This is a genomic window from Gluconacetobacter sacchari (assembly GCF_014174255.1).
GTDB lineage: Bacteria > Pseudomonadota > Alphaproteobacteria > Acetobacterales > Acetobacteraceae > Gluconacetobacter > Gluconacetobacter sacchari.
Genome location: NZ_JABEQJ010000003.1, coordinates 28,616 through 49,673 on the forward strand (window position 1 = coordinate 28,616; position 21,058 = coordinate 49,673).

Below are 21,058 nucleotides of genomic sequence, written 5' to 3' on the forward strand. Positions count from 1 at the left end.
ATCCTGTTTGTTTCATCTGGAATTCAAGGGGGATGATGAATTTATTCGTTTCGCGCTTGATAGTGCTGCCATCGTCGCCATGACGGATGTGCAGGGAACGATTACTTTCGTCAACCAGAAGTTCTGCGAGATCAGCGGCTACGATAGGGACGAGCTGGTTGGAGCCAATCATCGCATTCTTCGATCTGGTATCCATAAGCGGCCTTTCTTTCGCCGGATGTACAGGAAAATCGCCAACGGGGATGTATGGCATGGCGAAATTTGCAATCGGAAGAAGGACGGGACTCTTTATTGGGTCGATACCACCATCGTTCCCCACGTCTCCGCCACGGGCAAGGTCGACGGTTACGTGGCGATTCGATTCGATATCACGCATCGTATTCAGCTGGAGGACGCGTTGCGTACGAGCCGTGAGAGCCTGAAGACTCTTGTCAACGTGGATTCGCTGACTAATCTCCCCAATCGCAGATATTTCCGGCAACATGTCAAGAAGCTGGCTTGGCGGAACGAGCAGTCGGGTGGCAGATTTCATGTTGCGCTTTTTGATATTGATTCGTTCAAGGAGATCAATGATTCGTTCGGCCATACGGGCGGAGATTTTCTGCTTCGCACGGTCGCATCGCGCCTTCGTTCACTGATAGATGATCGCGTTTTTATCACCCGCCTTGGCGGTGACGAATTCGGGATCACGCTCGATGCGTCGGATGACCATGAAGCGTTCGTATTTTACGAGAAGGTGCTCGAATCCATCAGGGTACCGATCAGGATCGATTCTGCACAGCGGTATTGCTCTGCAAGCATGGGATATACGGTCTTTCCTCAGCACGGAACGGACACGGCCAGTCTGCTGAAAGCCGCCGACCTGGCGCTGTATCGTGCGAAGACTCTGGGACGAAATCGATGCGAGCGATTTCGTCCTGAATTTCAGACTGCCGCCGACAGGAGATCGCAGTTGCTGCTTGAGATTGCGGCCGCGGTGAAGCGCGAGGAGATACGTTTCTTCTATCAGCCGATTCTCTACCCCAGGTCGGCGCGCGCGCCTTCCTTCGAGGCGCTCATGCGATGGAAGCATCCCAGGCGTGGGCTGATCGGTCCTACAGATTTTCAGGCTGTGTTCGCCGAGCCGGCCACATGTGCAGCTTTGGGTATGTATATGTTGGATCATGTCTTCAGTGATATGAAGATCATGATCGATCGGGGTATTTCGTTCGGGCGGGTTGCGATCAATCTGACCAATGCAGATTTTCGATCGGATATTTTCGTGGAACGTTTCTTCAGTCGTTGCGTGAGTACGGGAATCAGCCCGGAGCGGTTCTGCGTCGAGGTTACGGAAGGCATGTTTCTCGGGCGCTATCAGAAGCAGGTGGATCAGGGGCTGCGCCAGCTCCATACAGCAGGGGTTGAAGTGGCGCTGGATGATTTCGGTACCGGCTATGCGTCTCTGACGCACCTACAGGAACTGCCGATCAATCGTTTGAAGATCGATCGGCGTTTCGTCGCCGGTATTCTCACGTCGCATAAGGATCGTGTGATCGTTCAGGGCGTCATCGATATCGCGCACGGGCTGGGGAAAGTCGTTACCGCGGAAGGGGTCGAAACGGCGGCCCAGGCGAAGATGCTCCTGGATATGCGCTGCGATTCTCTTCAGGGATGGTATTTCAGCAAGGCGAGCGATGTGGAACATCTCTCGTCAACGATGCAGACCGTTGGGGAGGTGTCCCGTGCGCTCGAAACGGAAGAGTGCGTCGAGACCCCGGGAGGTCGTTAGAAAAGTCCCTTGTGTGGGAATGAGACGGCATAGTCGTCCCGACTGCCGGGATAGCAAGAGGGCTCTTCCGCGTAGGTCATGCGCAGGGGCGACATCATCACCGTCGCGCCGGAACCGCGGGCCCGGCACGACGGCGGTGTGTCCGGTCAGAAGATGACACGTAGGCGCAGGCCGAGTACGCTGAGGTTTTTGATGCGTTTTTCCAGATTGGGGTTGATGACGTACTGAAAGTCCGGCTGGACCCACAGGCCCTGTGCGACGTGGATGTTGTAGGTGGCCTCGACCACCGTTGCGGCGCTCTGGGGGGTGAGGGCGTTGGCGGGGAGCTTCTTGTGGCGTTGGGCATAGAGTTTCTGTGCCGCGACGAGGGTCGGGCTGGCCGTGATGTGGTTGACCATGAGGCCGAACGTGTCGCTGGGGCGGCCGGGGATCATGCCGCGATCGGTCAGGCCGACATAATATTGGTGTTCGTAGAGTGAATTGCCCGGCGTGTTGTGGACGTAGCCGGCCATGAGATACAGGCCCTCGTAAATGCCGCGGCCGTGGCGGAGGATCATCTGGTCCATCGTCGTCCAGACCTGGATCTTGCCGCGCGTGGTGCGGGCGGGCAGGCCGGTGAGCGGGATCGGGCGGCCGTGGATGTCCTCGTAATAGGAGGGGTAGGGCGAGGAATCGTAGGCGGCGGCGACCTTGTAATGGCCGATCAGCGCGTGGGGGCCGAACGTGGGAATGGCACCGATTTCAAAGGGGACATACACGCCGGTATAGGCGCCGGTATCGAATTCGAAACCCGTGCGGGTATAGCGGGGCTGGCCGATGCCGGCATTGACGCCGTAGGCGCCGCCCTGCACGTACAGGCCGTGCAGCGGCCAGAAGCGCAGCCGGGTGCCCAGCGCGCCGTTGGGGGTGTTGGAGAAGCCGATCGAACCCTTGGTTTCAGTTTTCGGGTTGCCGCATATGGCGTTGTTCATGAACGTGCAGTAGAGCGGCGAGGTCGAGAAATCGAGATTGACCGACATGTAGCCCAGCGCGAGCTGCATGCGCTGGTGCAGGAAATCCTGCGTGCCGTAGGCGGACACCAGGTGGACGATGACGTTGCCGCCGCCGCCGTAGATTTCCTGCACGTTGACCAGAGAGCGGTCGCCGGCATCGGTGGAGAGATTGTGGCCGGCGCGGTTGACGAAGACGACATGCGTGTTGAAGCCGTTCCAGCCCACCAGTCTCTGCCAGTTGAGATTGAGCTGCACCGCGACCTGGTGCGTGTAGCCGGCCGAGCCGGTGACGTCGGTGCGGCCGCCGCCGAGGATGATGGCGCTTTCGCCGACATAGTCCAGCCCCAGGCCGATGCCCCTGGCGGCCAGCCGGGTACGCAGGCCGTCCCATGTGCCGTAGGCGTGCTCGGTATTGGGGGTGAAGGGCGTGTTTTCGTAGATCGTCGGGCTGTCCAGGAAGGAGGACGGGGCGCTGGGAGAACTCAGGCCCGTATAGGGCGAGGTTCTGGCCGCCGCCGGGAGGGCATGGATGGCGAGGAGGAGGATGAGGAGGAGACTCGCGACGGCGCGACGCATCTTCCTCTCCCCCCGGAGGGAAAGAAAGCATGATATGGACACGACAGTTTTCCTGTTCTTGATTATGTCCGCGGAGTGTACTGGCTTGCCTGGAACCCGGCCTGGGGCCGGGTTGCCGCGGGCGGCCTACGGCGCGTGCGGCCCGTGGAGCGGATGCAGAGCGGTGCGGTACCGTTGCGCCCGGTCGCGGTAGGACTGGCTCGCGCCCCGCATCATGGCCTCGTGGTCCGGGCTGGTCGGGCCGACGAGGGTGGCCGGGCGGCCGCGGATGACCGAGCCGTCGGGGAAGATCTTGCCTTCCGGGACCAGGCTGCCGGCGGCGACCAGACAGTTGCGGCCGATCCGCGCGCCGTTCATGATCACCGAGCCCATGCCGACCAGCGATCCGGCGCCGATGCGGCAGCCATGCAGCACCACCATGTGGCCGATGGTGACGTCCTCGGCGATGTCCAGCGGGAAGCCTGGGTCGGTATGCAGGACGCAATTGTCCTGCACGTTGCTGCCGGCGCCGATGGTGATGCGTTCGGCATCGCCGCGCAGGACGGCGCCGAACCAGACGCTGGCTTGCGCGTGCAGCGTCACAGCGCCGATGAGGGTGGCGGTGGGGGCCGCGTAGGCGGCGTCGGCCGACAGGTCGGGGGTGTGGCCGTCATATTCAAACAGCATCGCGTTGCTCGTTTCCGTCCAGCGAGGCCAGGGCGATCCGCACGCTGGTCCCCGCGATGTGGTTGCGCAGCAGGTGTGACAGGCGCGCCCCGTCGCGCTGTTCCAGGGCGTCCATGATCTCGTCGTGTTCCGCGATCGCGGTGGCCCAGTCGTGATCGTCCTTGCGGCGGATGAAGCGGCAGGCGTGGATACGGGCCAGGATCTGCTGGTACATTTCGAACAGGGCGGGGTTGCGGGCCAGGGTGAAGATGGCCTCGTGGACCTGCCTGTTCTGGCGCAGGTAGCGTTGTTCGTCGCGCCGGGCGTAGCTTTCCATCATCTGGTCGTGCAGCGCGCGGACCCGCGCGATGTCCCGCGCGTCGGCGCGGGCGCAGGCGAGCTCGCCGGCCACGCCTTCCAGCGCGCCCATGATGGGGAACAGGTTGGCGATATCGGCCTCGGTGATCTGCGCGACGATCGCCCCCCGGCGGGGCAGGAGTTCGACCAGCCCCTCGGATGCCAGGACCTTCAGCGCCTCGCGCAGCGGGGTGCGGGAAATGCCGAGCCGGTCGCACAGCGCGCGCTCGGCGATCTTCTCGCCCGGCGCGAGCGCGCCGTCGAGAATCATGCCGCGCAGGGCGGTGACGATCGTGTCGTGAAGGTTGAGGCGCGGGACGATCGTCGGCTCGGTCATGATGTGGGGGCTTTCCGGACGGGGCCGAGCGGGAGGGTGTCGGATTGCGGGCCGGCGGCCGCGTCGGGCCGGGACGGCAGATAGTGGAACGCCAGCGCCGCGCCGGCCAGCAGCAGGACCACCGGCCCGTAGAAGGGCAGGCTGTAGCTGTGCGACAGGTCGATGATCAGGCCGAAGGCGAAGGGGGACAGGATGCCGGCGACCGCGGAGCCGGTATTCATGATTCCGCTGCTGGTGCCGGCATATCGGGGGGCCATGTCCATCGGGATCGCCCAGATCGGCCCGACAGTCAATTCCAGGAAGAAGAAGGCCGAGGCCAGCGCGAGGCCGATGATCGTGAGGTTATGCACGAACAGGGCCGGCAGCAGGCAGAGCATCGAGCCGATCATGCTGGTGATGATGACCTGGCGCCGCGCCTGGGGAAGATTGCCGTGGCGGCGATAGAGATAGTCGGTGAACAGGCCGCCGCAGGTGTCGCCGACCACGCCGGCGGTGAACACGCCGAACGAAAAGACGGCCGTGTGCTTGAGGTCGAGCCCGTAGGCCTGCACGAAGAAGGTGGGCAGCCAGGTGATGTAGAGCCACAGCGTCCAGTTGTAGCAGAAATAGATGAGGGTGGCCGGCATCATGGCCGCGACCAGCGCCCGCCACGGGATGGCGGGCCGGCCCGCGCCGGCGCGGGGGGAATCGATGACCGGGAGTTCGGCCAGCTCGGCGGTCGTGACCGCCGGGTGGTCGGCCGGGCGGTCGCGGAACAGGACGGCCCAGGCCAGCGTCCAGCCCAGGCTGACGCAGCCCAGCGCCATGAACGCGCCCCGCCAGCCCAGCCACAGGGCGATGGCCACCGTCAGCGGCGGGGTGAGCGCGTTGGCCAGCCGCGACGAGGAATGCATCATCCCCTGCGCGTAGCCGCGGCGGGTGGCGGGTACCCAGGCGGCGACGGCGCGGGTGGCGGCGGGGAAGGTCGCGCCCTCGCCCACGCCCAGCAGGACGCGGATGGCGATGAGCGACAGCAGGCCGCCGACCAGCCCGGTGAGGATGGTGGCCACCCCCCAGATGAGGCCGCTGACGACCAGCGTGCGGCGCGGGCCGAGGCTGTCGGCCAGGCTGCCGCCGGCGATCTGCAACAGGGCGTAGGGATAGCCGAACGCGGACAGCGCCAGCCCCAACTGCATGTTCGACAGATGCAGGTCGCGCGCCATCAGCGGCGCCAGCGTCGAGATGTTCACGCGATCGACGTAGGTGATGAAATACATCATGCACACCAGCCCGAAGACGCGGCCGGGCGCGGTGGTGAGGGTGTGGCGGATATAGGCGGTCGGCGTCATTGTCTTGCCGTGGAACATGGTCGGCCTCGTTTCTTCTTGTTTTTTACGTGCGCCCGTCGCCGGCCCCCGAGGGGAGGATGGCCGACGCGGCGTGTCCTGGCCTCTCACAGAACGGAGTACTGTGCCTCCTGCCCTGCCGGAATGCTTGTAGCACACCGGCATTATGAATTATGAATGCAAAATACCAACACCCGTTCGATCACGAAGACGGGATAGGCATCGGAGGGCCCGCATCATGGACAGCATGCTCCATTCTCACGACGCATCGACGGCACAGGACCGGGGGGACGACCCGGCGCGGCGGGGCGCGGCCCGGCCGGACGGCGCGGGCGCGCGGCCGCTGCCGCTGGCCGGAATCCGGGTGCTGGACGTGACCCAGGTGATGGCCGGGCCGGTCTGCACCATGCTGCTGGGCGACCTGGGCGCGGACATCGTCAAGATCGAGCCGCCGGGGACCGGCGACCAGACGCGCGGGGCCATGGGGTTTCGCATGAAGGGCGACGACAGCATGGGGTTCCTGAACATGAACAGGAACAAGCGCAGCCTGGCGCTGAATCTGAAGAACCCGGCCGGGCGGCAGGTCTTTCTCGACCTCGTGAAGACCGCCGACATCGTCGTGGAGAATTACCGGCCCGGCGTGGTGCGCAAGCTGGGCATCGACTACGAGACGCTGGCGGCGATCAATCCGCGCCTGGTCTATGCCAGCATCTCGGGCTTCGGCCAGACCGGGCCGTGGGCCGCGCGGCCCGGATTCGACCTGATGGCGCAGGCGATGTCGGGCGTGATGAGCGTGACCGGGCACCCGGGCGGGCCGCCGGTGAAGGCGGGCGTGCCGGTGGCGGATATCGGCTGCGCGCTGTTTGCGACCTATGCGATCCTCGCGGCCTATATCGGGTGCGAGAAGAGCGGGCAGGGGCAGTTCATCGATGCGTCGCTGTTCGATTCGGCGATGGCGTTTTCGATATGGGATATCTCGGAATATTGGGGGCGGGGCACCATTCCCGAGCCGCTGGGCACCGCCAACCGCATGAGCGCGCCCTATCAGGCGGTGCGTGCCTCGGACGGGTATTTCGTGATGGGGGCGACCAACCAGAAATTGTGGGTGCAGCTCTGCAACGAGCTGGAGCGGCGGGAATTGCTGGACGACCCGCGCTTCGCCACCATTTCCGACCGGCTGGCCAATCGGGTGGTGCTGATCGAGGAACTGGAAAAGACCTTCATGACCCGGCCGTCGGAGGAATGGGTGGAGACGCTGCTGGCCAAGGGGATTCCGGCGGGGCGGATGAACACCTATCCCGAGGCGTTCGAGAGCGCGCATGGGACGTTCCGCGAGATGAAGATGGAGATCGCGCATCCGGTGGAGGGCGTGATCCCGAATATCGGCTTTCCGGTCAAGCTGCGCGGCACGCCGGCGGCCGTGCGCCGGCCGCCGCCGCTGCTGGGGGAGCATACGCGCGAGATCCTGGCCGAGCGCGGCCTCTCGGACGATGCCATCGCCGGGCTGGCGGATGCGGGAGCCTTTGCGTCGTGAGCGGCGCGGCGACGCGGCGGGACGACGCCGCCGGGCAGGTGCGCCTGACGATCGACAATGAGGTGGCCTGGATCGTCTTCGACCGGCCGCAGGCGCGCAATGCCATGACGTGGCAGATGTATCGCGACCTGGAGGAGGCGATCGGGCGGATCGACGCGACGCCGGGCCTGCGGGTGGCGGTGCTGCGCGGGGCGGGGGGGCAGGCCTTCGTGGCCGGGACCGATATCGCGCAGTTCCGCGATTTCCGCTCGGGCGAGGACGGGGTGGCGTACGAGCGCGGGATCGACCGGTGCATCGCGCGGCTGGAGGAAATCCGGGTGCCGACCGTGGCCGTGGTCGAGGGCTGGGCGGTCGGCGGGGGGCTGGCGATCGCCAATGCCTGCGACGTGCGCGTCGCGGCGGCGGGGGCGCGGTTTGGCGTGCCGATCGCCCGCACGCTGGGGAACTGCCTCTCGGCCGCCAACCTTGCCCGGCTGGAGCGCGCGCTGGGGGTGAGCTGGGTGAAGCGGATGACGCTGCTGGCGGAGATGCCGGCGGCCGAGGACCTGGCGGGGATCGGCTACCTGCACGCCGTCGTGCCGGCCGGGGAGCTGGACGCGGCCGTCGGCAGGCTCTGCCAGCGCCTGTGCGGCCATGCGCCGGTCACGCTCGCGGTGACGCGCGAGGCGCTGCGGCGGCTGGGCGCGGACCCGGTGCCGGATATCGCCGACCTGATCCGGCGCTGCTATGGCAGCGAGGATTTCCATCGGGGGGTCGCCGCGTTCGGCACCGGCGTGCCGGCGCAGTGGGAGGGGCGGTGACGCGCCGGGTCGCGGCGCGCGTGCCGGAGGGGGCATGCCGGGCGGGGGAATCCTGATACGATGACGCCATCGGGGAGGCGCGGCGCGGCCGGAGACGGGCGCGACCGTGCTTCCATGCAGGAGGACCGACATGATTTCGATCGACGACCCCGCCATCGTGGCCGAAGTGACCGCCTTGTCCGACCGCTATGAGGCGGCGCTGATGGCCAATGACGTGGAGACGCTGGATGCGCTGTTCCGCGACGCGCCGGAGACGATCCGCTATGGCGTGGGCGAGGTGCTGTACGGCTTCGCCGAGATTGCCGCCTTTCGGCAGGGCCGGGCCGGCGGGTCGCCGCAGCGGCGGGTGCTGCGCCGGGTGATCACGACGTTCGGGACCGACATGGCGACCGTGAACCTGGAGTTCCTGCGCCAGGGCGGCACGCGGATCGGGCGGCAGAGCCAGACCTGGGTCCGCACCGATGACGGCTGGAAGATCACCTGCGCGCATGTGTCGCTGATGGCGGATATGTCGTGAAGGGCCGGCCGTGAATCGCTGGTGCGGGGCGGTGGTCAGGACAGGATCAGGCGGTTGCCGGATTCCGTCAGGTGGCAGCCGAGCAGGCGCTGGACCGAGCGGGCGAATTCGGCGGGGCGGAGCAGGTTGAAGCTGCCGGTGACGCGGTCGCGGGCGATCCGGTCGCTCGCGATTTCGATCCGGGTGTGGGAATAGCGGCTGAACTGGGCGACGGCCTCGGCCAGCGGCGTGTTGCTGAGGACCGACTGGGCGTCGCGCCACGCGCGGCGGGCCAGGGCGCCGGTCGGAGTGAGCGGATGGGCGGCGGGCGCCGCGCCGCCATCGGCCAGGTGATAGATCGCCGGGCCGCGCAGGACCGTGTGCCGGCCGCCGTCGGACAGGAGGATGGCGCCGCGATAGGCGACCAGCGTGGGCAGCGCGCTTTCCAGCGCCAGGTCGAAATCGGCGTCGGCCGCGTGGAACAGGAACCCGCCGGCGGACAGGCCGACCGTGCGCCGCGCCGCCTGCACGCCGACCCGGCCCGACAGCACGCGGATCCCCTGGCCGGCGTCCTGGCCGGCGCCCCGGTTGGCTTCCGCCGAGGCCGGCACGTAGGCGGCCGAGAGCGCGTCGAGCGTGATGGTGGCATCCTGCCACGCATAGCGGCGCGGGGCTTCCTGCTCGCGGCGCAGCAGGGTGATGCGGTCGGGCGGGACCGGCCGCGCGAGCAGGCCGGCGGCGCAGGCGGCCGCCGCGCCGACGAGGACGCGGCGCCGGCCGGTGGCCGCCTGCGCCCGGCCGGGTTGCAGCGGCAGCGGCGTTTCGGCCGTGGTGTAGTTCAGCGCGCGATAGATGGCCTGGGCGCGGACATAGGCGCCGAGATTGCGGCTGTCATCGTTCAGCCATCGGTCGAAGCGCGCCCGTTCGGGCGGCGGCAGGGGGCCGCGATCGTGGCGTGCGGCCCAGCGCCCCGCCTGTTCGGTGCGCGCGTCGGGTCGGGATGAGGCGGCCGGTCCGCTGTCGTCGGTCACTGGCGGTCACCTGCCTGGCGTTTGCTGCCGGGCGGGAGGGGGTCCTTCCGCCTGGCCGGCTGGAGCGCGCCGTCGGTCTGCCGATCGTCGGCGGCGTGGCAGGCCAGGCGGGCCAGGCCGTTGGCGATCTGTCGTTCGACGGAACGTTCCGAAATGCGGAGCTTTTGTGAAATCTGCGCGTAGGTCAAGCCATATATTTTCCTGAGTACGAAGACGTCGCGGCAGAGCGCCGGCAGCTTGAGCATGCCGGCCTTGAGTCGGTCCATTTCCTGCCGGCCGGCGGCGATGCGCTCCGGCGAGGGGGCGGCGTCGGCGATATCCGCCGCGTCCCAGTCCAGGTCGCGGTCCAGGTAATGAACGTTCGCCTTGCGCGCCGATTCGATGACGAGATTGCGGGCGCAGTGGAAGAACAGCGAGCGCCCGTCGCGGATGTCGCCCGGGCTGGCGGCGCAGAGCCGGGCATAACATTCCTGGATGATGTCCTCGGCGCTGGTGCCGACCAGCGGGAAGCGCCGCAGCCAGCGCCGGATCGCGCCCTCGTGGGGCAGGATTTCGTCCACGATCCAGGACAGGCGGCGATCGTCGGGCGGCGTGGCCTGCCGGCCGCCGGAAGGGTCTCCGCTGTGTTCGCGCACGGTGAGTCGGACTTTCCCCTGATGACGGCGCCGTTGTGACAGGATCGGGAAGGAGCGTAAAGGGGCCGTCGCGCGGCGATCGCTCCAGGCCGGGTCCGTAACGACTGTAATAAAAATGAAATATTCATGACGCGTATCTTTCATGATTTTGCGGGGTGTCGGGGGGAGGGGAGCGGGAGGCGGCGTGCGTCTTCCTGCATGCATGCCCATTCTCTTCAGAGGTTTCATCGCAATGCGTCGTTCGCGCGCCCTGGTTTCCGGGCTTCTTCTTGGTACAATGATCTCGCCGGCGCCGGTCCTGGCCGCGACGCATGATTTCGACATTGCGACACCGAGCCTGCCCGCGGCACTGGCCCTGTATGAAAAGGCCACCGGGATCGGGGTGATCGCGAATGCGCGCGATACCGGCGGGATCAGGGCGCATGTCATCAAGGGCGTCATGGACGACAGGGCCGCGCTGGCGGCCCTGCTGGCGGGGTCGCCGCTGGTCGTCGGGACGTTCGACGGCCGGAGCGCGGTGATCCGCCGCAAGCCCGACGCGCCCGCCAGGGCGGTGCGCCATGTGCGCGATGACGAATATCTCGACGTGGTCGGCCGCCGGTCGGTCGTGACCCGGAAACGGAATTCCGACGTTCTGGTCGACAGCATCGCCTATAACGACACGTCGAGCCTGGGCGGCGGGGCGGCGTCGGTGGCCGACCTGCTGGTGCTGCTGCCGGGCGTGACCGGCATCCAGGACGGTGACGAGCCGCGCTATGTGAGCGTGCGGGGCATTTCGCCCGACCTGAACCAGACGACGCTGAACGGGATCACGCTCGCGACCATCGGCGATAACGGCGGGGGCACCCGGCGCGTCAACCTGCAGAACATTCCAGGAGAATTGACGGGCGAGGACGATATCTACAAGACCTTCACCGCCGAGCAGGATGGCGGGGCCATCGGGGCCGTCATCGACATGACGCCGCGCAGCGCCTTCGACTACAAGGGATTGTACAAATATTTTACCGCCTATGGCGTCTACAACACCTACAAGGGGGCGGCGGGGGTGGACCGGATACCGGGGCAGGCGGGGCATCTGGCGCAGGGCGCGAAGGGCGTGCTGTCCGACCGGTTCGGCAGGAATGGCGAATTCGGCGTCATCGTTTCCGTCCGCTACCAGAACCGGGTTCGCAATTCCTACAAGAACTGGCAGACCGACAGTTATTTCTATGACGGTCACGGGCTGCCCGTCGGCGGCGAGAGCAACAATATCCCGAGCCGCGCCCTGGGGTGGAACGGGCTGGAGGCGCCGCAGGATATCGAATACGGCAATTATTCAAATTCGATCACGAACCTTGGCGGTTCGGGGCGGCTGGACTGGCGGCCGGGCGGCTCGGGGGTGCAGGCGTCGCTGATGGGCTACACCTATGAGCGGTGGGAACATTCGGCCATGAACCATACCTATCTGCTGCTGGACAATCCGCAGATCTGGGACCAGACGCCGACCAGCGGGCGGGAACTGATCTATCGCTCGGCCAGCTATATCCGGCGCGACCGGTGGCAGACCGACAGCAGCGGGGTGCTGGGCGACCTGGGGTGGCATGACGCGCTTTCCGCCCTCAAGCTGCGTGTCGGCTATACCTGGGAGGATTACCGGAACTATCAGCCGCGCCTGACCGCCTATGCCTATCCCAAGAAGCAGGGCCTGTATCCGCTTTATGCCGATTATGAGGTGAATGACGATTTCGCGTCGATGACCGGCGTGAGCGACCCCGGCAAATTGCGGGCGATGAAATATAATCTGAGCCAGATCCAGCGTTATCACGACAATGCGCGGGAGGGGGTGACGAATGTGCGGCTGGATTATACCCGCAATATCGGGCCGCGCGCGCGCGGGTTCGGCCTGGCCGCCGGGTTCGAGTGGCGGACGCTGAACGTGACCGACAGGATGGAGTACGAGGATTACGTCGCGGGCGCCGATGCCTCGGCCTATATGTATTTTCCGAATTTCCTGCCGCCGGGCTCGCGTTATACGCTGCCGTGGATCGATATGGGGAAATTCCCGTGGTCGGCGCAGAAGCTCGACGTGGTGGCCAGCCGCAACGATTCGCTGGAATCGTTCTATCGCTATCGGGAGCAGTTGATCGACGGGTATCTGTCGCTGCATTACAAATGGCGGGATTCGCTGCTGATCGCCGGCGTGCGGGCGGACTCGGTCAGTTTCAACAGCCTGCTGCCGCAGGTCAGCAACGGCAATGCGACGGGGACGCTGGGGACGAACCGGGGCGGGTATCTGCACCCGCTGCCTTCGGTGACGTTCGTCCATGATTTTCCCTATGACATCAAGCTGCGGGCGTCGTACAGCCAGTCGGTCGGGCGGCCCATGCCGTCGCAGATCGCGCAGGTGCAGAAAATGACCTGCGGCGACGACGAGCGCGGCGGGACCGAATGCACGCTGTCGCGCGGCAATCCGAACCTCCAGCCGCGTCGGGCGCAGAATTTCGATGCCTCGGTCGAGAAATATTTCAACCATAATCACGGGGTGGCCAGCGTCGCGTATTTCGACAAGATGATAAAGCACGATATCTATACGCTGCTGGACCACGAGATGATCAACGGCATGCCGACATCGGTGACGGAGCCGCTGAACGCCACCAATTCCTCGCTGATGGGGGTGGAGGGCTCGGTGGTCGAGGAAGGGCTGCGCGGGCCGTTCGGGCAGCGTTTCGATGTGTCGGTCAATGGTACCTGGATGCATGGATCGATGATCTATGCGTCGTCCAGCGGGTCGTACACGCTGCATCAATTGCCCGACCAGCCCAACTATATCTTCAACGGTGCCGTGACGTGGCGTGTGCCGCAGATGCGCGGCGCGGTGCGGGCGACCCTGTCCTACACGCCCAAATACCTGACCGACCCGGCGTCGCAGCCCTGGGAGAATGTGGGGTATGGCGAACTGGCGAGCCTGGACCTGGCGGCGTGGAACGACATTACCGACCATGTTCGCCTGAAATACGAGGTGGACAATCTGGTGGGCGCGCACCGGACCTATGTGCAGGGCACCGATCTGCAACGGATCAATGAGAAGGATTATTACGGGCGCAGCATCTATTTCCAGGTGGTCGTGGATTGAGGGGGCGCGGCATGTCCGGGGGAGAGCACCCGGTGGCGCACCACTTCGCCGACCAGGATCAGTGCCGGGCTGCCGATGCCGCCGGTGCTGGCCAGGGTGGGGAGGGTTTCCAGCGTGCCCGTCAGCACGCGCTGGTCGGGGCGGGTGCCGCGCTCGACGAGCGCGGCGGGCCAGTCGGGCGGCAGGCCGTGGCGGACCAGCATGGCGCACAGGTTCGGCAGGGCGCTGACGCCCATATAGATCGCGATCGTCTGGCCCGGGCCGGCCATGCGGTCCCATGGCAGGTCCAGCGTGCCGTCCTTGCGGGCGTGGCCGGTGACGAACAGGCAGGATTGCGCGCAGTCGCGGTGGGTCAGGGGGATGCCGGCATAGGCGGCGCAGCCGCTGGCCGCCGTGATGCCGGGGACCACCTGGAAGGGGATGCCGGCTTCGACCAGGGCCTCGATTTCCTCGCCGCCGCGACCGAAGATGAAGGGGTCGCCGCCCTTGAGGCGCAGCACGCGCTCGCCCGCGCGGGCGCGGCGGATCAGCTCGGCATTGATGTCGGGCTGCGGCATGGTGTGGCGGTCGCGTTGCTTGCCGACGAAGACGCGGGTGGCGTCGCGCCGCACGCGATCGAGCAGCTCGGGCGGGAGGAGCTGGTCGTACAGCACCGCGTCCGCGTTCTGCATCAGGTGCAGCGCGCGCAGGGTCAGCAGGTCGGGGTCGCCGGGGCCGGCGCCGACCAGCCAGACCTCGCCCGTCACGCGCGTGCCGTCCAGCACCTGGTCCAGGACCTGCCGGGCGGTTTCGGTGTCGCCGCGCCGGGCGGCGGCTCCGCCCGGGCCGTCGAGGAAATCCTCCCACACGCGGCGGCGGCGGTCGATGTCGGGGCAGCGGGCGACGACATGGGGGCGGGCGTCGCGCAGGAAGCGGGCGAGGCTGTCGAGCCCGGCGGGCATGACGGCCTCGACGGCCTCGCGCAGGCGGCGGGCCAGCACCGGGGCGGCGCCGCCGGTGGAGATGGCGATCCGCACCGGGCCGCGATGGATCTGCGCCGGGGTGATGAAGCTGGACGGCTCGGGGTCGTCGACCGCGCAGACCGGGATGTTCAGGGCCTCGGCCCGTGCCGCGACGGCGCGGTTGACGGCGCGGTCGTCGGTGGCGGCGTAGACCAGGCGGCAGCCGGGCAGCAGCGCGCTCAGCCGGTCGGGATCGGCCGGGGCGGCGATGTGATGGATCCGTCCCGCGTCGCGCAGGCTGGCCAGCGCGTCGTCCAGCGCCGGGGCCAGGACATCGATGCGCGCGGCGTGGGCCAGCAGCAGGCGGATCTTGTTCAGCGCGATGGTGCCGCCGCCGACCACCAGCACCCGCGCGCCGTGCAGGCGCAGCGCGATGGGGAACCAGCCGGGTTCGTTCGGTGCGGTCATGGCGCGTGTCCGGTCGGGGGGCAGGGGCGGGCGTGGGCGCGCACGAAGCCGGCGATCGCGGCGGTGTCGTTCAGGTCCAGCCGGGCGAGGCCGGGCGGCAGGTCCAGCGTCGGGGCGTCGGTGGCGATGGCGGCGATGTGGGGCGTCGCGGGCCAGAGCGGGTCCTTGCCCAGCGCGGGACGGTAGATTTCGATCGCTACCGGCAGGGCGGCGCGGAATCCTTCGACCAGGATCAGGTCGGCCGGGGCCATGCGGGCGATCAGATCGGGCAGGGCGGGGGGTGTCGGCGCCTCGCTCTCGTGCAGCAGCGCCCAGCGTGTGTCGGAGGCGACCAGGACCTCGCGCGCGCCGGCCGCGCGGTGGCGGTGGGAATCCTTGCCCGGGCGGTCCATGTCGAAGCCGTGATGGGCGTGCTTGATGGTGGAGACGCGCAGGCCCTGCCCGGCCAGCATCGCCACCAGCCGGACCAGCAGGGTGGTCTTGCCCGCGCCGCTGCGCCCGGTAATGCCCATGATGGCGGCCTGCCGCATCGGTTTCGTCCTGTCGTCTTCGCCCGCCGGGGTACTGGTGCCTTCAATCCCCGTTGATGGCAAGGTCGGGATCGGGTTGGCCGGTGGCAAGGAGGGGCGGTGGTGACGGGGGCTGGCGTGGTGCTGGCGGGTGGGGCGGCCACCCGCATGGGCGGGGGCGACAAGCCGCTGCTGACCGCCGGGCGGATGACGCTGCTGGCGCGGCTGCTGATGCGGCTGGCGGCGGACGGCATGACATTGGCCATCAGTGCGCGGGGCGACGGCGGGCGGTTCGCGGCCTATGGGCTGCCGGTGCTGCCGGACCCGGTGGAGGGGGCCGGACCGCTGGCCGGGGTGCTGGCGGCCATGGACTGGGCGGCGGGGCTGGGGCGGCCCTGGGTGCTGACCGTGCCGGGGGATACGCCCTTCGTGCCGCGCGGGCTGGCCGCCGCGCTGGCGCCTGGGCCCGCCGTGGCGGTGTCGGGAGGGCGGCGGCACCATCTGGTGGCGGTGTGGCCGGTGGCGGCGCGCGACGCGCTGCGGGCGCGGCTGGGGGCGGTCGGCCCCGATGCGCCGCGCCGAGCCTATGGCGTGCGGGCCTTTGCCGAGACGCTGGACATGCGCGAGGTGGCGTTTGCCGACCGGCCGGTCGATCCGTTCCTGAACGTCAATACGCCGGAGGATCTGGAGGTGGCGCGAGGGATCGCCGAGGGGGAGGATGCTGTTCTTTTTTGAAAAAGAACAAAAACATTCCGATTCGGTCGGGAGCCTTTTGCTGGCGTATCGCGAGGCTCCTGAACCGATAAAAGTCTTTTTGCTTCTTTTTCTTCAGAAAAAGGAGATCACTGCCCCGTCACCCGCCATAGGGTGTTGCCGACATCGTCGGCGACCAGCAGGGCGCCGGATTTGTCCAGGGCCAGGCCGACGGGGCGGCCGTGGACGTGGTCTTCGTCGGCGGTGAGGAAGCCGGTCAGCACCTCCCGCGGCGGGCCGGATGGGTGGCCGTCGGCGAAGGGGACGTAGATGACGCGATAGCCGCTCTTGGGCTTGCGGTTCCAGGAGCCGTGCTGGGCGACGAACAGGCCGCTGCGCCAGGCCTCGGGCAGGCTGCTGTCCTGCGAGAAGGCGATGCCCAGCGAGGCGGTGTGCGGGCCCAGCGCGTAGTCGGGGGCGATGGCGCGGGCCACCAGGTCGGGCCGCTGCGGCTGGACGCGGGTGTCGACATGCTGGCCGTAATAGCTGTAGGGCCAGCCGTAGAACGCGCCCTCGCGGACCGAGGTGATATAGTCGGGGACGAGGTCGCTGCCGATTTCGTCACGCTCGTTGACCGCGACCCACAGGGCGCCGGTCCGTGGTTCCCACGCCAGGCCGTTGGGGTTGCGCAGGCCGGTGGCGAACGGGGTGAGGGTGCCGGTGGCGATGTCGAACCGGTCGATGCGGGCCCGGCCTTCCTCGACCGCCATGCCGTTGTCGGCGACGTTGCTGTTGGAGCCGATGGTGACGTACAGGCTGCGCCCGTCCGGGCTGGCCAGGATGTTCTTGGTCCAGTGATGGTTGTAGCCGGCCGGCAGGTCCACGAGTTTCTCGGCCGGGGCGTCGATATGGGTGTCGCCCTCGTGATAGGGGAAGCGGACCAGGGCGTCGGCATTGGCCACGTAGAGCGTGTCGCCGACCAGGGCCATGCCGAAGGGCGAGTGGAGATGGTCGAGGAAGACGCTCCGCTGGTCGGCGATGCCGTCGCCGTTGGTGTCGCGCAGCAGGACGATGCGGTCGGGGCTTTTCACGCCCGCGCCGGCGCGGTCCATGAAGATGCCGGCGATGCGGTTTTTCAGCGTCTGGATATCGGTGCCGGGCGCATTGGTTTCCGCCGCCAGGATGTCGCCGTTGGGCAGCCTGTACAGCCAGCGCGGGTGGTCGAGCCCGGTCGCGAACGCATGGACGGCCAGCCCCGGCGCCGCGACCGGCGCCTGCGTGCCCTGCCAGCCGATCGGGGTGGCGACGTTGATCGTGGGGACGACGGTCTTGTTGGGCGGGGGCAGTACCGGATGGGGGCCGGTGCCGGCCGCGACCGTCTGCGTGGCTTCCTCGGGCGAGACCACCGCGCGGTAGCCGGCGGCCGCCAGCAGGGCGAGAACGCCGGTGGTCGCGACGAGAAGCCGGACGTGGGAACGGGTCATGGCGGCGGCCTCGTACTTTCTGGCTCCGCGGACAGGGGCGGAGCCGGGCGATATCAGGCCATTTCGCGCGGGAGCGCAACCACCCCCGTCTTTTCCGCCGGGGTTCGCGTGGGGGAGGTCAGAACTCCGCCGAGAGGGTGAAGTGGTAGACGCGCGGCAGGCCGGCATACAGGGTCGAGGCCGCGCCGGACGTGCCGCTGGGCGCGCCGGTATAGACCGAGGCCCAGTAGCGCTCGTTGGTGACGTTGCTGACGCCGAACCGCGCGACCCAGGGGAAGCGGGCGACGTGGAAGGCGTAGCGCGTGCCCAGTTCCAGCGTGGTGTACGAGCCGGTATGCAGCGTGTTGGTGATGTTGGCCGCGCGGTTGCCCATGTAATGGACGCCGGCATTGACGGCCCAGCCCGAGGCGAAGCCGCCCAGGGAGGCCGGCAGGCGGTAGTCGAGCAGCAGGCTGGCCTGCACGGGGGCCGCGCCGACGATCTCCTTGTCGTCGTAGGCGGCGGTGCGGCTGCCGACCAGTTCGGCGTCCAGCCAGGTCATGCCGGCCAGGACGGAGAGGTTGGGCAGGACCTCGCCCGAAACCTGGGCCTCCACGCCGTAATTGCGCTGCGTGCCGCCATACACGTAGGTCTGGCAGGCGCCGCCGCTCGCGCATGTGCCCCTCGGCGCGGCGACATACATCGCGTAGGGCGACGTCATGCGGAAACCGTCGATATTGAGCTGCATCTTCCGGTAGCGCAGCTTGTAGCCGACTTCATATTCCGTGGCGCGCCCGATCGGCAGCGCGATGTTGGTGTTGGTGTAGATCGGGTTGTTGGGGGTCACGGGCCCCGCTTCGACCGACCGGCCGTAGGTGAAATAGAAGGCCTGGTTGTCGGCCGGCTTGTACATCACGCTCGCGGTCGGGCTGAAGGCGGCGTCGGCCGAGAAGGTCTTCCTGAGCGGGCTCCTGGCGTTGAGCGCGCCGGACTGGTCGATCCAGCTCCAGGCGAGGGTGCCCATGATCGACCAGTGCCGGTCGATCGTCAGCGTGTCGCCCGCGATGAGGGACTGGCTGGTGATGGCGCTGGATTTGTAGCGGCCCGTGTAATAGGGCTGCCGGCCGTTGGTGGGGGCCGCGCCATACATGGTGTAGGTGCCCAGGTTTTGCGGCGGCGTGACCGCGCCGGTCGGGTTGTAGTTGCCCATCATGTAGCCGTTGGTGCCGATGACCAGGTCGTGCCGGATCGGACCCGTACGAACGCGGCCGTTGACGTAGGCCATGTTGCTGCCGACGCGGAAATCGTCGGCCGTGGTGGTGGCGGTGGCTTTCGCCGCGTAGACGCCGTCGGTGCCGCCGGTCGGGGTCAGCGTGTCGCTGATGCCGAAGGACTGGCGCATCGCGTCCTGGTACAGCCCGCCCAGCGTGATGCTCCAGTCCCGGTTGATCTGGTGGCGGATCTTGGCCAGGAACGTGTTGGTTTCCATGGTGTAGCCGCTCCAGTCCGGTGCCAGGCGCCGGCCGAGATCCGGCGCCTCGGGCAGCGGGCCGCCGATGCCGGTGGGATTGGCGGCGGTGCCGGCGGAAATGCCGAAGCCGGGGGCCAGGCCGCGCGCGGCGTAGCTGTAGTGGCTGGCATCGACCTCGATCACCGTCCGGTCGTCGAGGTGGAAATCGAGGTCGGCGCTGACCATGTCGCGGCGGATCCAGCTTCCCGACGCGTAGGCGGTGCCGTCGGCGTGCAGCATGTTCAGCCGGTAGCCGAACCAGCCGTTCCGGCCGACACGCCCGGATATGTCGCCATTGACGATCGGGGTGCCGATGGAATCCGCGCCGACCGACAGCCGCTCGGTCCGCCGGTCGGTGGGGCGCTTGAGGGTGTATTCGAACACGCCGGCGGGATTCTCCGGCCCGTACATCGCCGCGGCCAGGCCGTTGAGGACCTGGAGGTTGTCCACCCATTCCGCCGGGTAGGGGGTGGTGGAGACCACGTTCAGCCCGTCGAGGCGGGAGTTGGCCACCACGTCGGCCTCGAACCCGCGCGATTGCGGGCGGGAGGTGTTGGGGTCGCCACGGATTTCGAGCTGTACCGAGGGCAGGTACTGCGCCATGTCGTTGATGTTGCGGAGCTGCTGGTTGACCACGACGTCGTGCGGGACGCCCATGACGGAATAGGGCGTGTCCAGCGTGTCGCGATTGCCCAGCGGGCCGAGATAGACGCGCCGGTTCATGTACCGGGCGCCCGTGCCGTCCGCCGCGTGGCGGCCATGGACGGTCAGCGTCTCGCCGTTCGAGCCGTCGAGGATGCCGGCGATGGGGGCCGTGGCGGCGGGTCGGGCCTTGCCGGCCGGTGTCGCGGCCTGCCGGGCCGTCTGGCCGTGCTGGGGGCGGGCGGGTGGCGCGGCGAGGGCCGAGCCCGACAGCAGGATGGCGCCGAATGCGCCGGCGGCGAGAAGGACGGGCAGGCGGTGAGGCATCGATCGGGCGTATCCGGGACAGGAACGTGGGACGGCGGGTGTGTCCCTTCTGGCATCCGCGCGAGCGGGTTGTCTATGTACCGTGGGATATAGATCTATATATGGTCGAATATAATCATGAACTGTTGCCGGAATAATACAGCTATCGAAAAATGCTGATGAATGGGGGTTGGTCTCAAAAAGATGGAAACCGAGCATTTCCGTCTTTTGCGGTGTCAGGGGGCGGGGCGGGCCGTATGGTCGGGGGGTTGCTATTCGCTCCCCGAGGAGACGGCCGTTCGGCCGGGAATGAGGTCACGATGACGAAGCTGCTGGTTCTCTATTATTCCACCTATGGCCATGTCGAGACGATGGCCGGGGCCGTCGCCGAGGGCGCGCGCGCCGCCGGGGTCGAGGCCGATGTCAAGCGCGTGCCGGAGACGGTGCCCGAGGAGATCGCCAGGACGCATCATTTCAAGCTGGACCAGGCGGCGCCGGTCGCCACGCCCGACGACCTGCCGCACTACGATGCCATCGTCATCGGCGCGCCCACGCGGTTCGGGCGCCTGCCGGCGCAGATGGCGGCGTTCTGGGACCAGACCGGCGGGCTGTGGCTGAAGGGCGCGCTGGTCGGCAAGGTGGGGGCGGTCTTTACCTCCACCGCCAGCCAGCATGGCGGGCAGGAGACGACGCTGTATTCGCTGATGTCCAACCTGATCCATCACGGCATGGTCGTCAGCGGCCTGCCCTACAGTTTCCAGGGCCAGTTGAACGTGGACGAGGTGACGGGCGGCGCGCCCTACGGCGCGACCACCATCGCCGCCGGGGACGGGTCGCGCGCCGTCAGCGCCAACGAGCTGGCGGGCGCGCGCTTCCTGGGCGGGCACGTGGCCGGGCTGGCCAGGAAGCTCGCCTGAC

At 67.6% G+C, this 21,058-nt stretch carries 17 protein-coding genes; 7 read left to right on the plus strand and 10 right to left on the minus strand.

Annotated features, from left to right (window positions below):
* Positions 1–7 precede the first annotated feature (7 nt).
* Complete coding sequence (locus HLH48_RS03260) at positions 8–1,768, plus strand: putative bifunctional diguanylate cyclase/phosphodiesterase (RefSeq protein ID WP_182996080.1); 1,761 nt, start codon at positions 8–10, stop codon at positions 1,766–1,768.
* Positions 1,769–1,914: 146 nt separating this feature from the next.
* Here the strand turns inward: HLH48_RS03260 and HLH48_RS03265 are convergent, their stop codons facing one another.
* From HLH48_RS03265 to HLH48_RS03280, 4 genes are all read right to left on the minus strand, one after another.
* Positions 1,915–3,336 (minus strand): carbohydrate porin, encoded by a 1,422-nt coding sequence (locus tag HLH48_RS03265; RefSeq protein WP_182996081.1) that lies wholly within the window; start codon positions 3,334–3,336, stop codon positions 1,915–1,917.
* A gap of 126 nt (positions 3,337–3,462) precedes the next feature.
* Positions 3,463–4,002, minus strand: coding sequence for a gamma carbonic anhydrase family protein (locus tag HLH48_RS03270; protein ID WP_182996082.1), 540 nt, complete (start codon positions 4,000–4,002; stop codon positions 3,463–3,465).
* On the minus strand, positions 3,992–4,675 hold the full coding sequence (locus HLH48_RS03275; protein WP_182996083.1) for a GntR family transcriptional regulator: 684 nt from the start codon (positions 4,673–4,675) through the stop codon (positions 3,992–3,994). Before HLH48_RS03275 ends, HLH48_RS03270 begins: the two co-directional genes overlap by 11 nt.
* Positions 4,672–6,021, minus strand: coding sequence for an MFS transporter (locus HLH48_RS03280; protein ID WP_182996084.1), 1,350 nt, complete (start codon positions 6,019–6,021; stop codon positions 4,672–4,674). The genes HLH48_RS03275 and HLH48_RS03280 overlap by 4 nt, the downstream gene beginning before the upstream one ends.
* Positions 6,022–6,238: 217 nt before the next feature.
* Between HLH48_RS03280 and HLH48_RS03285 the strand changes: the two genes are divergently transcribed.
* The 3 genes from HLH48_RS03285 (at position 6,239) to hpxZ (ending at position 8,851) form a co-directional block, all read left to right on the plus strand.
* Positions 6,239–7,534, plus strand: coding sequence for a CaiB/BaiF CoA transferase family protein (locus HLH48_RS03285; protein ID WP_182996085.1), 1,296 nt, complete (start codon positions 6,239–6,241; stop codon positions 7,532–7,534).
* Positions 7,531–8,334 carry an enoyl-CoA hydratase gene (locus HLH48_RS03290; RefSeq protein WP_182996086.1) on the plus strand — a complete coding sequence of 268 codons (804 nt, stop codon included), beginning with the start codon at positions 7,531–7,533 and terminating at the stop codon, positions 8,332–8,334. Before HLH48_RS03285 ends, HLH48_RS03290 begins: the two co-directional genes overlap by 4 nt.
* 130 nt (positions 8,335–8,464) lie before the next feature.
* Positions 8,465–8,851: an oxalurate catabolism protein HpxZ gene (hpxZ, locus tag HLH48_RS03295; RefSeq protein WP_182996087.1), complete on the plus strand. Its 387-nt coding sequence runs from the start codon at positions 8,465–8,467 to the stop codon at positions 8,849–8,851.
* Between the two features lie 35 nt (positions 8,852–8,886).
* Here the strand turns inward: hpxZ and HLH48_RS03300 are convergent, their stop codons facing one another.
* Positions 8,887–9,861: a DUF4880 domain-containing protein gene (locus tag HLH48_RS03300; RefSeq protein ID WP_182996088.1), complete on the minus strand. Its 975-nt coding sequence runs from the start codon at positions 9,859–9,861 to the stop codon at positions 8,887–8,889.
* Positions 9,858–10,496 (minus strand): RNA polymerase sigma factor, encoded by a 639-nt coding sequence (locus tag HLH48_RS03305; protein ID WP_182996089.1) that lies wholly within the window; start codon positions 10,494–10,496, stop codon positions 9,858–9,860. The genes HLH48_RS03300 and HLH48_RS03305 overlap by 4 nt, the downstream gene beginning before the upstream one ends.
* Positions 10,497–10,728: 232 nt before the next feature.
* On the opposite strand from HLH48_RS03305, the gene HLH48_RS03310 reads away from it, so the two are divergent.
* Positions 10,729–13,608: a TonB-dependent receptor gene (locus tag HLH48_RS03310; protein WP_182996090.1), complete on the plus strand. Its 2,880-nt coding sequence runs from the start codon at positions 10,729–10,731 to the stop codon at positions 13,606–13,608.
* Here the strand turns inward: HLH48_RS03310 and cysG are convergent.
* A complete protein-coding gene (gene cysG / locus HLH48_RS03315; RefSeq protein WP_182996091.1) occupies positions 13,584–15,017 on the minus strand; it encodes a siroheme synthase CysG in 1,434 nt (477 codons plus the stop codon). The genes HLH48_RS03310 and cysG overlap by 25 nt on opposite strands.
* A complete protein-coding gene (gene mobB / locus HLH48_RS03320; RefSeq protein WP_182996092.1) occupies positions 15,014–15,547 on the minus strand; it encodes a molybdopterin-guanine dinucleotide biosynthesis protein B in 534 nt (177 codons plus the stop codon). Before mobB ends, cysG begins: the two co-directional genes overlap by 4 nt.
* Positions 15,548–15,649: 102 nt before the next feature.
* Here mobB and HLH48_RS03325 point away from each other — a divergent pair, with 102 nt between their 5' ends.
* Positions 15,650–16,261, plus strand: coding sequence for an NTP transferase domain-containing protein (locus HLH48_RS03325; RefSeq protein ID WP_343065387.1), 612 nt, complete (start codon positions 15,650–15,652; stop codon positions 16,259–16,261).
* A 107-nt stretch (positions 16,262–16,368) separates the two neighbouring features.
* Here the strand turns inward: HLH48_RS03325 and HLH48_RS03330 are convergent, their stop codons facing one another.
* Together HLH48_RS03330 and HLH48_RS03335 are read right to left on the minus strand one after the other, a co-directional pair.
* A complete protein-coding gene (locus HLH48_RS03330) occupies positions 16,369–17,703 on the minus strand; it encodes a PQQ-dependent sugar dehydrogenase (RefSeq protein ID WP_182996094.1) in 1,335 nt (444 codons plus the stop codon).
* Between the two features lie 118 nt (positions 17,704–17,821).
* Entirely contained in the window at positions 17,822–20,161 is a 2,340-nt protein-coding gene (locus tag HLH48_RS03335; protein WP_182996095.1) for a TonB-dependent siderophore receptor, read from the minus strand.
* A gap of 299 nt (positions 20,162–20,460) precedes the next feature.
* Here HLH48_RS03335 and wrbA point away from each other — a divergent pair, with 299 nt between their 5' ends.
* The gene (gene wrbA, locus HLH48_RS03340; protein WP_182996096.1) at positions 20,461–21,057 is read left to right on the plus strand and encodes an NAD(P)H:quinone oxidoreductase; all 597 of its coding nucleotides are present in this window, start codon (positions 20,461–20,463) and stop codon (positions 21,055–21,057) included.
* Position 21,058 lies beyond the last annotated feature (1 nt).